The sequence below is a fragment of the Micromonospora sp. NPDC004540 genome (assembly GCF_040610095.1).
Lineage (GTDB): Bacteria > Actinomycetota > Actinomycetes > Mycobacteriales > Micromonosporaceae > Micromonospora.
On record NZ_JBEXLR010000039.1, the window covers coordinates 19,219 to 31,415 of the forward strand.

12 protein-coding genes are annotated in these 12,197 nt (G+C 73.9%); 8 read left to right on the forward strand and 4 right to left on the reverse strand.

The features are described 5' to 3' along the window. Positions 1-52 precede the first annotated feature (52 nt). The 3 genes from sepH to ABZV78_RS15515 all read right to left on the reverse strand — a co-directional run bounded on the left by sepH (position 53) and on the right by ABZV78_RS15515 (position 3,812). Positions 53-1,141, reverse strand: a complete 1,089-nt coding sequence (gene sepH, locus ABZV78_RS15505) for a septation protein SepH (RefSeq protein ID WP_355639013.1) — start codon at positions 1,139-1,141, stop codon at positions 53-55. Between the two features lie 188 nt (positions 1,142-1,329). Continuing rightward, the gene (gene serC, locus ABZV78_RS15510; protein ID WP_355639015.1) at positions 1,330-2,457 is read right to left on the reverse strand and encodes a phosphoserine transaminase; all 1,128 of its coding nucleotides are present in this window, start codon (positions 2,455-2,457) and stop codon (positions 1,330-1,332) included. Positions 2,458-2,705: 248 nt separating this feature from the next. Continuing rightward, positions 2,706-3,812 carry a citrate synthase 2 gene (locus tag ABZV78_RS15515; protein ID WP_355639017.1) on the reverse strand — a complete coding sequence of 369 codons (1,107 nt, stop codon included), beginning with the start codon at positions 3,810-3,812 and terminating at the stop codon, positions 2,706-2,708. A 273-nt stretch (positions 3,813-4,085) separates the two neighbouring features. Here ABZV78_RS15515 and pdxH point away from each other — a divergent pair, with 273 nt between their 5' ends. The 7 genes from pdxH to ABZV78_RS15550 all read left to right on the forward strand — a co-directional run bounded on the left by pdxH (position 4,086) and on the right by ABZV78_RS15550 (position 10,162). Continuing rightward, positions 4,086-4,715: a pyridoxamine 5'-phosphate oxidase gene (gene pdxH, locus ABZV78_RS15520; protein ID WP_355639065.1), complete on the forward strand. Its 630-nt coding sequence runs from the start codon at positions 4,086-4,088 to the stop codon at positions 4,713-4,715. After that, positions 4,712-6,016 carry an MFS transporter gene (locus ABZV78_RS15525; RefSeq protein WP_355639019.1) on the forward strand — a complete coding sequence of 435 codons (1,305 nt, stop codon included), beginning with the start codon at positions 4,712-4,714 and terminating at the stop codon, positions 6,014-6,016. The genes pdxH and ABZV78_RS15525 overlap by 4 nt, the downstream gene beginning before the upstream one ends. Positions 6,017-6,133: 117 nt before the next feature. Next, entirely contained in the window at positions 6,134-7,063 is a 930-nt protein-coding gene (locus tag ABZV78_RS15530) for an aldose 1-epimerase family protein (protein ID WP_355639021.1), read from the forward strand. Positions 7,064-7,065: 2 nt separating this feature from the next. Beyond that, positions 7,066-7,668 carry a nitroreductase family protein gene (locus ABZV78_RS15535; RefSeq protein ID WP_355639023.1) on the forward strand — a complete coding sequence of 201 codons (603 nt, stop codon included), beginning with the start codon at positions 7,066-7,068 and terminating at the stop codon, positions 7,666-7,668. Between the two features lie 131 nt (positions 7,669-7,799). After that, on the forward strand, positions 7,800-8,105 hold the full coding sequence (locus ABZV78_RS15540; RefSeq protein ID WP_091113285.1) for a type II toxin-antitoxin system VapB family antitoxin: 306 nt from the start codon (positions 7,800-7,802) through the stop codon (positions 8,103-8,105). Between the two features lie 31 nt (positions 8,106-8,136). Next, positions 8,137-9,297, forward strand: a complete 1,161-nt coding sequence (locus ABZV78_RS15545; RefSeq protein WP_355639024.1) for an acyl-CoA dehydrogenase family protein — start codon at positions 8,137-8,139, stop codon at positions 9,295-9,297. Between the two features lie 100 nt (positions 9,298-9,397). Next, complete coding sequence (locus tag ABZV78_RS15550; protein ID WP_355639026.1) at positions 9,398-10,162, forward strand: DUF4230 domain-containing protein; 765 nt, start codon at positions 9,398-9,400, stop codon at positions 10,160-10,162. A 46-nt stretch (positions 10,163-10,208) separates the two neighbouring features. Here ABZV78_RS15550 and ABZV78_RS15555 read toward each other — a convergent pair whose 3' ends face one another. Next, positions 10,209-10,418, reverse strand: coding sequence for a PspC domain-containing protein (locus tag ABZV78_RS15555; protein WP_355639028.1), 210 nt, complete (start codon positions 10,416-10,418; stop codon positions 10,209-10,211). Positions 10,419-10,765: 347 nt separating this feature from the next. Here ABZV78_RS15555 and ABZV78_RS15560 point away from each other — a divergent pair, with 347 nt between their 5' ends. Further along, positions 10,766-12,136, forward strand: coding sequence for an L-serine ammonia-lyase (locus ABZV78_RS15560; protein ID WP_355639030.1), 1,371 nt, complete (start codon positions 10,766-10,768; stop codon positions 12,134-12,136). The last annotated feature ends 61 nt before the right edge of the window (positions 12,137-12,197 follow it).

Genomic DNA, 12,197 nt, shown 5'->3' on the forward strand with positions numbered 1-12,197 from the left:
CCTGGCACGCGGGCACTTCGAGTGCCTCACATTGCCAGGGTGGCCGTTGGGGTCAGGAGGACTCGCGGGCCGCCGGGCCGGTGCCGAAGAGGACGTCGTCCCAGCTCGGCAGCCGCTTGCGGGGCTTGCCACCGGCCTCGGTGGACTCGGCGCCGGTGCCGCCCGTCGCCGCCGCGGCACCCGTGCGGCGCGGCCGGAGCACGGCCAGCGACGGCACGGCCGGGATCTCCTTCGGCGCGTCCGAGTCGTCGTCGAACGCCGAGCCCTGGCCGCCGCCGAGCAGCGCGGCCGCGCCCCCGGTGACCGCCCGCTGGCGCGGCGCGTCGGGCCCGGTCAGCGCAGCCGGGGAGCGGGTGTCCAGACCGCGACCGGACGTGCCGCCGAGCGGCCGGTCCAGCGAGGCGAGCAGCGCGTCCCGGCCGGCGCGGATCGGGTCCCGCCCCGGGCGGGCGTGCTCGGCGGGCGACGGCAGGCCGTGCCCGCCCCGGCTCGGCTCGCCGCGCGACGGGCCGGGCAGCGCGTGGCCGCCCCGCTCCGGCGCCGGCTCCTGGCCGAGGATCGGCGTGGGACGCTCGGCGCACAAATATTGCGCCATGTCGTCGTGCGGGGTGACGTTCTGCCGAAGCTTGTCGAGGTCCCAGACCGCCTGCGCGGTGGCCTTGCCGGACGGCCAGGTGGCGACGATCCGCCAGGTGCCGTCGTCGCGCCGGTAGGCGTCCCACGAGATCTTCTCGGTGTCGATCCCGTGCTGGGCCAGCCGGCCGTTGACCACCTCCGCCAGCGGGGTCGGCTTCTCCGCGCCCTTGAGCCGGGTGCGCCGCGCGTGCTGGGCGAGCATGGCCCGCTCCTGGAGCACCGGGCCGGCGTAGCGCAGGACGCGGTCGACCGGCACGCCGGCGATCCGGGCGACGTCCTCGGCGGACTCGCCGGAGCGGATCCGGGCCTGGATGTCCCGCGGGGAGAGCGACGGCGTGGGGTCGGCGGCGGACGGCACCACCGCGAGGGGCGTCGCGCCCGGCTCGGCGTGCATCGCCGAGGCGATGCGCTCGTCGATGGGGAGGGCGAGCAGGCGCCCGACCTCGTCGGCGAGCACCAGTGCCTGGCCGTCCTCCGAGAGGGCGACGAAGCGTACTGGGCGCATGGGCTTGCCTCCGTCCCGCTTCGCTGGCCGTCACGCCACGAGCTGGCCACCCGGGCGTCTCGGACCACCGTACGCTCATCTACCCGAAGGTGGGGGATGCGACACCCGGCATGTTGCGACTGAGCTGCGGCGATGATCACGGTGGGTGGTCGCCGGGGGCCCGACGACCACCCACCGTCACCAGGTGATCAGAGTCGCTCGACCACGTAGTCGATGGACGCGGTGAGCGCCTCCACGTCGGCCGGCTCGATCGCCGGGAAGAGCGCGACGCGGAGCTGGTTGCGGCCGAGCTTCCGGTAGGGCTCGGTGTCGACGATGCCGTTGGCGCGCAGCGCCTTGGCGATCGCCGAGGCGTCCACCCCGTCGGCGAAGTCGATGGTGGCGACCACGTTGGAGCGCAGCGCCGGGTCAGTCACGTACGGGGTAGCGAACGCCGAGCGCTCGGCCCAGCCGTAGACGATGCCGGCGCTCTCGGCGGTGCGCTTGGCCGCCCAGGCCAGTCCGCCCTGCGAGTTCATCCAGTCGGTCTGCTCGGCGGCCAGGAAGATGGTGGCCAGCGCGGGCGTGTTGTAGGTCTGCTCGAGCCGCGAGTTGTCGATGGCGGTGACCAGGTCGAGGAAGGCCGGGATGTAGCGGCCCGACTCCTTGATCTCGGTGGCCCGGGCGAGCGCGGCCGGCGACATGAGGGCCAGCCAGAGGCCGCCGTCGGAGCCGAAGCACTTCTGCGGCGCGAAGTAGTAGACGTCGGTCTCGCCGACGTTGACCTCCAGGCCGCCGGCGCCCGAGGTGGCGTCGACGAGCAGCAGCGAGCCCTCGTCGGCGCCCGGCACCCGGCTGATCGGCACCGCCACGCCGGTGGAGGTCTCGTTGTGCGGGGTGGCGTAGACGTCCACGCCCGCCTCGGCCACCAGGGCCGGCGCGCTGCCGGCCTCGGACCTGCGCACGGTCGGCTCGCCCAGGAACGGGGCGTCCTTGACCGACTTGGCGAACTTGGCCCCGAACTCGCCGAAGCTGGCGAACTGGGCCCGGTCGCGGACCAGGCCGAAGGTGGCGACCTCCCAGAAGGCGGTGGTGCCGCCGTTGCCGAGCACCACCTCGTAGCCCTCGGGCAGGGAGAAGAACTCGGCGATGCCCCGGCGCAGCCGGGCCACCTCGTCGCGGACCGTCTTCTGCCGGTGCGAGGTGCCCAGGTAGCTGGTGGCGACGTCGGCGAGCGCGGAGACCGCCGCCGGACGGACCTTGGACGGCCCGCAGCCGAAGCGGCCGTCGGCGGGCCTGATGTCGTCGGGAATCCGGATGGTCGGTGCGTCAGCCACGGTTCTCTCGATCCTTCCGCGTGGGCGAGCGGGCCCTGTCAGCGGGGCGCGGAGCGACGGCGGCCACGCGGGGGCGCGCGGCGGAGCCGGGTCCGAGCCCCGGTCCGGCGGCACTGCCGGCCTTCATCCTCGCACCTGCGCCACCCGCCCCGGCGGCTGGTCCCACAGCCGGGGGTGAGGGATGCGCCACAACGCGCCAGGGCCCGGTCCGTCGCGGACCGGGCCCTGGCGAGGGGTACGGGGAAGGATCAGACGCCGTGCGGGATGGCGTCCCAGCCCTCGACCTCCTGCGGCTTCCGGCTGCCCGGGCCGACGTAGCGGGCCGACGGGCGGACCAGCCGCTGGAGCTTCTTCTGCTCCAGGATGTGCGCGGACCAACCGCCCATCCGGGCACAGGTGAACATCGAGGTGAACATGTGCGCCGGCACCTCGGCGAAGTCCAGCACCACGGCCGACCAGAACTCGACGTTGGTGGCGAGCACCCGGTCCGGGCGGCGGGCCTGGAGCTCGGCCAGGGCGGCCTTCTCCAGCGCCTCGGCGATCTCGAAGCGCGGCGCGCCCAGCTCCTTGGCGGTGCGGCGGAGCACCCGGGCGCGCGGGTCCTCGGCCCGGTAGACCCGGTGGCCGAAGCCCATCAGCCGCTCGCCCCGGTCGAGGACGCCCTTGACGTAGCCCTCGGCGTCGCCGCTGCGCTCGACGGCCTCCAGCATGCTGAGCACCCGGGACGGCGCGCCGCCGTGCAGCGGGCCGGAGAGGGCGCCGATGCCGGAGGAGATGCAGGCCGCGGCGTCGGCGCCGGTGGAGGCGACGATCCGGGTGGTGAAGGTGGAGGCGTTCAGGCCGTGCTCGGCGGCCGAGATGAAGTAGGCGTCGACGGCCTTGACGTGCCGCGGGTCGGGCTCACCCCGCCAGCGCTTCATGAACCGCTCGACGATGGTCTCCGCCTTGTCGATCTCCTTCTGCGGCACGGCCGGCAGGCCGAGGCCGCGGGCCGACTGGGCGACGAAGGAGAGCGCGGTGACCGACACCCGGGCCAGGTCCTCGCGGGCCTGCTCGTCGGAGATGTCGAGAAGCTGGCTGAGTCCCCAGTACGGGGCGAGCATGGCGACCGCGGACTGGACGTCGACGCGGATGTCGCCGGAGTGCACCGGCACCGGGAACGGCTCGGCCGGCGGCAGGCCCGGGCCGAAGCGCCCGTCGACCAGCAGCGCCCAGACGTTGCCGAAGGAGACCTGCCCGATCAGATCCTCGATGTCCACGCCGCGGTAGCGCAGCGCACCACCCTCGCGGTCCGGTTCGGCGATCTCGGTCTCGAAGGCTACGACGCCCTCCAGGCCCGGTTTGAAGTCGGACATGTCGTCTCCTGGCTTCCGGCGGTGGTGGTGGCCGCGCGGGCTCGACGGGCCCGCGGCTTAGGCGACCCTCAGGGATGTGTTCGGAACATCTTGCCTGCTCGGTAACCGGATGCGCGACCCGCGGCGACTGTGCGCCACATGACATCCCCGCCGGTGGACAAGCTCACCGGCTGGAGAAGACTGGACGGTGGGGCCTGGCCAGCGTCGGGGGACGCCGGCATCCCCGGGAGAGGGACGACGAGAGTGACGGGCGACACACCCGCCCCGGCCGGCATGCGTAACGAGTACGCCGCCGACCTGGGCCTTTCCGAATCGGATCTCGCGCCGGACTGGCACACCCAGTTCGCCCGCTGGTTCGCCGACGCGGTGGCGCACCCGCTGCCCGAACCGAACGCCATGGTGGTCGGCACCGCCGACGCCGACGGGCGGCCGAGCGGCCGCACCGTGCTGCTCAAGGGGTACGACCCGGACGGCTTCGTCTTCTACACCAACTACGACTCCCGCAAGGGCGGCGAGGCGACCGCCAACCCGTGGGCCAGCCTGGTCTTCCCCTGGTTCCCGATGCAGCGGCAGGTGACGGTCACCGGTCGGGTGACCCGGGTCGACCGGGCCGAGACCGAGGCGTACTTCGCCAGCCGGCCGCGCGGCTCCCAGCTCGGCGCCTGGGCCAGCACCCAGTCCCACGTCGTGGCGGACCGGGCGGCGCTGGACGCGGCGTACCGGGCGGCGGCCGAGCGCTTCGCCGGCGTGGACGAGATTCCCGCGCCGCCGCACTGGGGCGGGTTCCGGGTGCGGCCGGAGACGGTCGAGTTCTGGCAGGGCCGGGCCAGCCGGCTGCACGACCGGCTGCGGTTCCGGCGTACCGGGGACGACGCCTGGGCGATCGAGCGGCTGGCCCCGTGACGGGGGTGCAGGAGGCCCGGCCGCGCGGAGCGCGCCGCTGGGCGATCGACCTGCGCCCGCTGGGCGTGCCCGCGTACCGCCGGGTGTGGCTCGGCAACGCCGTGGCGATGTTCGGCTTCCAGTTCACCGCCGTGGCGGTGCCGGTGGAGATGTTCGACCTGACCGGCGGCTCGTTCTGGGTCGGCCTGCTCGGGATCGCCGGCTTCCTGCCGCTGCTGGTCTTCGGGCTCTGGGGCGGGGCGGTCGCCGACGCCCGGGACCGGCGGCGGGTGCTGCTGGCCGGGGGCGCCCTGCTCTGGGCGTCGACCCTGGCGCTGCTGCTCCAGTCGGCGCTGCGGGTGGGCAGCCCGGTGCTGCTGCTGGCCCTGGTCGCGGTGCAGTCGATCGCGTTCGCGATCACCTCGCCGACCCGCAGCGCGATCCTGCCCCGCCTGGTGCCGGCCGACCTGGTCCCGGCGGCCAGCACGCTGAACTTCACCACGTTCACCGCCACCTCGGTCTTCGGGCCGCTCGCCGCCGGTGTGATCTTCGCGACCTGGCGCACCGACGTGGGGCTGCCGATCGCGTACGGGGTCGACGCCCTGCTGTTCACCGTGTCGCTCTGGGCGACCCTGCGGCTGCCGGCCATGCCGCCCGAGCCGGACCCGGGCGGCGACGGCACGCCGCGCAAGGCGGGGCTGGCCAGCATCGTCGACGGGCTCCGCTACCTGGCCACCACGCCGGTGCTGCTGCTCTCCTTCGCCATCGACCTGATCGCGATGATCCTGGCCATGCCCCGGGCGCTCTTCCCTGAGCTGGCGCACGCGCGCTTCGGCGGCGGGGCGGCGGTCGGCTGGCTCTACAGCGCCATCGCCATCGGCGCGATGCTGGGCGGCCTCACCTCCGGCTGGATCGGCCGGGTACGCCGGCAGGGGCTCGCGCTGGTGGTGGCCGTGGTCGGCTGGGGCGTGGCGATCGCCGCCGCCGGGCTGGCCCGCCAGCTCTGGCTGGTGGTGGCGCTGCTCGGTTTGGCCGGCGCCGCCGACCTGGTGAGCGCGACCCTGCGGCAGTCGATGCTGCTGGTCTACGCGCCGGACCGGATGCGCGGCCGGCTCCAGGGCGTCAACACGGTGGTGGTCGCCGGTGGCCCGCGCCTGGGCGACCTGCGGGCCGGCGCGATGGCGGCCGGATTCGGCACCGGGGCCGCCATGGTCGCCGGTGGCCTGGCCTCCGCCGTCCTCGCGGTCGCGCTGGTCGCGATCTTCCCGGCGCTGCTCCGCTACCGCGCCGCCGCCCAGGCCACCGACCGGGAGCGGTCCTGACGCCGGGCGGCGGCCGTCGCCGTCCCCGGCGGCCCTCGGCGCACCGGGCGCCCCGCGGGCTGGGAGGCCGGCCGGCATCCCCGCGCCGCGTCGGAGCGACGGGCTAAGGTCGCCGGCATGGAGACCGACGCGCGCCCGTCCCCCTCCGGGACACAGTGGACCATTGCCGCCGACGGCCACGAGGCCGTCGTGGTGGAGGTCGGCGGTGGCCTGCGGACCTACCGGCACGACGGGGTCGACTACCTCGACGGGTACGAGGCGGACGAGCTGGCCCCCGGTTCGGCCGGGCACGTGCTGGCCCCGTGGCCGAACCGGATCCGGGACGGCGCGTACACCTTCGGCGACCGGTCGTTGCAGCTCGACCTGAGCGAGCCGGCCCGGCACAATGCCATCCACGGCCTGGTCAACTGGGTGTCCTGGCAGCTCGTCGAGGAGTCGCCGGAGAGCGTGACGCTCGGCTACGAGCTGCCGCCCAGCCCGGGCTACCCGTGGGCGTTGCGGCTGCGGAGCCGGTGGAGCGTCGGGGCGGACGGGCTGCGTGCCGAGCACGAGGTGACCAACCTGTCGGGCGAACCGGCGCCCTTCGGCTTCTCCGTGCACCCCTACCTCCAGCTGCCGAAGGTCGGCGTGGACGAGCTGACGCTGCGGGTGCCGGGGCGGACCCGGGTGCTGCTGGACACCCGGCTGCTCCCGGTGGCCGCGACCGAGGTGGCCGGCACCGAGTTCGACTACACCGAGGCGCGGCCGATCGGCGACGCGGTGCTCGACCTGGCCTTCGGCGACGTGATCCGGGATGCCGACGGCGGCTCGGCGGTGACCCTGGCCGCCCCGGACGGCTCGGCCGCGGTGCACATCTGGGCCGACGGCGAGTTCGGCTGGTGGCAGGTCTTCACCGGGGACACCCTCACCGGCGAGCGGCACCGGCGCTCGGTGGCCGTCGAGCCGATGACCTGCCCGGCGGACGCGTTCCGCTCCGGCAAGGACGTGATCACGCTGGCCCCCGGGCAGACCTGGCGGGGCGCCTGGGGCATCCGGCCCGGGGCCTGAGCATGGAGTTCGCCGAGGTCGTCCGGCGCCGCCGGATGGTCCGCAACTACGACCCGGATCGCCCGGTCCCGCCCGACGTGGTGGACCGGCTGCTGGACCACGCCGTCCGGGCCCCGTCGGCCGGGTTCGCCCAGGGCTGGGGCTTCCTGGTGCTGGAGGAGCCGGCGGACCGGGAGCGGTTCTGGGCGGCGGCCACCCCGGGCGGCGGCGGCCGGGAGCGCTGGCTGGCCGGGATGCGCACGGCCCCGCTGATCGTGGTGCCGCACGCCAATCGCTCCGCCTACCTCGACCGCTACGCCGAGCCGGACAAGGGCTGGGCGGACCGCTCCGAGGACCGCTGGCCGGTGCCCTACTGGTACGTCGACACCGGCTTCGCCGCCCTGCTGATGCTGCTCACCGCCGTGGACGAGGGGCTGGGCGCCTGCTTCTTCGGCATCCCGCCGCAGCGGATCGGGGCGTACCGGGAGGCGTTCGGGGTGCCGGCGGAGTACCACCCGGTCGGCGCGATCACGGTAGGTTACCGGGCACCCGACCACCGGTCGCCGTCGCTGCGCCGCGGCCGCCGGCCGGTGGACGAGGTGGTCCGGCGGGGCCGCTGGAATTGAGGGTGGTTCAGCGCGTCCGGCCTGGGTATCGGCGGTAGCGAAACCGACATGAGGGAGTAAAACGCAGTGTGGCGGGTGCGGCTAGGCTGGCACCGACATCATCAGGCCGGCCGGGGGGAGGGGAGCGTGCCGTGATCTTCAGGGCGGTCCGGGACGGGCGTCCCTACCCGGAGCACAACCTCACGCTCAAGCAGTGGGCCGAGATCCCGCCGCGCCCGCTGCGGCTGGACCAGCTCATCACCACGAAGCGCGAGCTGGCGCTCGACAAGCTCCTCGCCGAGGACTCCACCTTCTACGGCGACCTCTTCCCGCACGTGGTGCAGTGGAACGGCGGCCTCTATCTGGAGGACGGCCTGCACCGGGCGCTGCGCGCGGCGCTCCAGCAGCGCAACCAGATCCACGCCCGGGTGCTGGTGCTCAGCCCGCAGGGCGAGTGACCTTCCCCTGAGTCTTCGTTAAGGTGACGGCATGACCCCTCTCGACCTGCTGGACATCGACGCGTCGCTGGGCGAGGAGGAGCGGCAGATCCGCGCCGTCGTGCGCCAGCTGGTCGACGACCGGGTACGCCCGCACGTCGCCGGCTGGTACGAGGACGGCGACGTCCCGGCCCGCGAGCTGGCCCGCGAGTTCGGCAAGCTCGGCCTGCTCGGCATGCACCTGACCGGCTACGGCTGCGCCGGCGCGTCGGCCGTCGCCTACGGGCTGGCCTGCCTGGAGCTGGAGGCCGGCGACTCCGGCATCCGCTCGCTGGTCTCGGTGCAGGGTTCGCTGGCCATGTACGCCATCTGGCGCTACGGCAGCGAGGAGCAGAAGCAGCGCTGGCTGCCCGCCATGGCGACCGGCGAGGCGATCGGCTGCTTCGGGCTGACCGAGCCGGACCACGGCTCCGACCCGGCCTCGATGGCCACCCGCGCCCGCCGCGACGGCGACGACTGGATCCTCTCCGGCAGCAAGCTGTGGATCACCAACGCGCCGATCGCCGACGTCGGGGTGATCTGGGCGCGCACCGACGAGGGCGTCCGCGGCTTCGCCGTACCCATGGACACCCCCGGGGTGACGGCGCGGGAGATCCGGCACAAGATGTCGCTGCGCGCGTCGCTGACCGGCGAGATCGCCCTGGACGACGTGCGGTTGCCGGCGGACGCCCGGCTGCCGGAGGCGACCGGGCTCAAGGCGCCGCTGAGCTGCCTCACCGAGGCCCGGCACGGCATCGTGTGGGGCGCGCTCGGCGCGGCCCGGGACTGCCTGGAGACCGCGCTGTCCTACGCCACCACCCGGACCCAGTTCGGCCGGCCGCTGGCCGGCTTCCAGCTCACCCAGGCCAAGCTCGCCGACATGGCGGTCGAGTGGAACAAGGGGTTGCTGCTGGCGCTGCACCTGGGCCGGCTCGCCGACGCCGGGAAGCTGCGCCCCGAGCAGGTCAGCGTGGGCAAGCTGAACAACGTCCGCGAGGCCATCGCCATCGCCCGGGAGTGCCGGACCATCCTCGGCGCGAACGGCGTCTCGGGTGAATATCCGGTGATGCGGCACGCCAACAACCTGGAGAGCGTGCTGACCTACGAGGGCACCTCGGAGATCCACCAGCTCGTCATCGGGCAGCGGCTGACCGGGCTCTCCGCGTTCGCCTGAGCTGCGGATTCACCCGATCGGGTCGCTCGGCGAGCGACTGTCGCACGGTGGCCGTACCGTCATTCTCAGTCGATGTGTCTGACGAGGACGGTGAGGGGCGATGGCCCGCGACGGTGACATCAACGAGCCCACCAGGGAGTTCCCGGAATACCCGACCGGCGAGTCCCTCCGGGCCCGGTCGGACGTCCCATCCGACCCCCGGCCCGGCGCCCCGGCGTCTGCCGGCGCCCCGGCCCGCGGCCTGCTCTGGGTGCTCGGCGCGGCCGCGCTGGCCGTGGTGGTGCTGCTCGGCGTGCAGGCGACCGGCCTGCTGCCGGAGTTCCGCAACCCGTTCGCCAAGGAGCAGACCGACCGGAGCCAGCCGCCGCTGCTCAAGTCGATCCGCGACCTGAGCCGCTACGTGGCCGCGGAGGGCAACTTCCAGGTGGTGGTCGACGTGCAGAAGGACCGGCGCAACGTGCCCGACTTCCTGCTCAACGAGCGCACGCTCTTCGTGGGGGCGGGCCGCATCGAGGCCTACGTCGACTTCGCCAAGATCGCCGACGGGGCCGTGGTGGTCTCCGACGACGGCAAGTCCGTCGAGATCAAGCTGCCCGCGCCGCAGCTCGGCGAGACCGACCTCGACATGGACAAGAGCTACGTCTTCGCCGAGCAGCGCGGCCTGATCAACCGGCTGAACGACCTGGTCGGCGGCGACCCCAACCGGCAGCAGCAGGTCTACCAGCTCGCCGAGGACCGGATCACCGCGGCGGCCCGCGACAGCGGGCTCACCGCCCGGGCCGAGGAGAACACCCGCAAGATGCTGGAGGGGCTGCTCCGCTCCCTCGGCTACGAGAAGGTGACGGTCACCTACACGGCGACCTGACGCCGCCGGCGCCCGCCGCGGATAGTCCCGGGGCGGGCAGCGCGGATCAGTGGCGGCTGGTGGCGAGGTAGCGGTCCTCGTTCGGCATCAGGACCCAGAGGATCAGGTAGACGATCACCTGGGTGCCGGGCAGCAACAGCGACAGCAGGAACAGCAGCCGGACCATGCCGGCCGACATGCCGAACCGCTGGGCCAGGCCGGCGCAGACGCCGGCGAACATGCGCCCCTGGCGGGGCCGGACCAGTTTGCGACTCATCGTCGAACTCCCACTTCTGCGGCGATCCGCCGCGCTGAATTCCACGGTAGGAACGGGTGCGCGTCCCGCCCTCGGCCCCGAGGAGGATCGGCGGCCCGGGCACCCGTAGGTGCTTACCCCGGCCGGCCATGATCAACTCCCCGGCCGTTCAGCCGGACGAGACGGTGGGTTGACGGATGGCGTGGAGGCTGGGGTGGGTATGTGCACGGGGCAGGGGGTGACCTGGGCGGGTAGGCTCGCCGGTCGGGCGCCCACACCCCGGGTGCCGCCTGCCGCCTCCCGGACCGGGGAGCGGCACACACCGGGCCGGACCCGCACAACGGGGACGACGGCGAGGAAGTGCAGCCATGATCAGTGTTTTCGACCTCTTCAGCGTCGGCATCGGGCCGTCCAGCTCGCACACCGTCGGGCCGATGCGGGCCGCGCGGACGTTCGTGGCCGGGCTCAAGGCCGACGGCCAGCTCGCCGACGTCACGCGGGTGCAGGCCGAGCTGTTCGGCTCGCTGGGCGCCACCGGCCACGGGCACGGCAGCGACCGCGCCGTGCTGCTCGGGCTGGAGGGGGAGGCCCCGGAGACGGTCGACACCGACTCGGTCGGGCCCCGGGTGGAGCGGATCCGCGCCGAGCGGCGGCTCAGCCTGCTCGGCAGCCAGGAGATCGACTTCGACCCGGACCGCGACCTGGTGCTGCACCGCCGCCGCTCCCTGCCGTACCACCCGAACGGGATGACCTTCGCGGCCTTCGACGCGGCCGGGGAGCAGGTCCGGGCGCGCACCTACTACTCGGTCGGCGGCGGGTTCGTGGTCGACGAGGCGGCCGCCGGGGCGGACCGGATCAAGCCGGACAGCACCCGGGTGCGGCACCCCTTCCTCACCGGCGCGGAGCTGCTGGCCGTGACCTCCGAGACCGGCCTGTCGATCAGCGAGGTGATGCTCGCCAACGAGCTGTCCTGGCGCAGCGAGGTGGACGTGCGGGCCGGGCTGCTGGAGATCTGGCGGGTGATGCAGGAGTGCGTCGAGAGCGGCTGCGCCCGCGACGGCGTGCTGCCGGGCGGGCTGAAGGTGCGTCGCCGGGCGGCCGAGCTGCGCCGCAGCCTGGAGGCGGAGGTCGACGCCACCGACCCGCTGCACGCCATGGACTGGGTCACCCTCTTCGCGCTCGCGGTCAACGAGGAGAACGCGGCCGGCGGGCGGGTGGTCACCGCGCCGACCAACGGCGCCGCCGGGATCATCCCGGCCGTGCTGCACTACTACACCCGGTTCGTGCCGGGCGCCTCCGAGGAGGGTGTGGTCCGGTTCCTGCTGGCCGCCGGCGCGATCGGGGTGCTTTTCAAGGAGAACGCCTCGATCTCCGGGGCCGAGGTCGGCTGCCAGGGCGAGGTCGGCTCGGCCTGCTCGATGGCCGCCGCCGGGCTGGCCGAGGCGCTGGGCGGCACGCCCGAGCAGGTGGAGAACGCGGCCGAGATCGGCATGGAGCACAACCTGGGGCTCACCTGCGACCCCGTCGGTGGCCTGGTGCAGATCCCCTGCATCGAGCGGAACGCGGTGGCCAGCATCAAGGCGATCACCGCGGCCCGGCTGGCGCTGCGCGGCGACGGGGTGCACGCCGTGTCGCTGGACAAGGTCATCAAGACCATGCGGGAGACCGGCGCCGACATGAAGATCAAGTACAAGGAGACGGCGCGGGGTGGCCTCGCCGTCAACGTCATCGAGTGCTGAACCCGAAGGGGTGACCCGGCGCGTCCGTACGCCCGGTCGGGGCGGTCGGGGCGAGGATGGG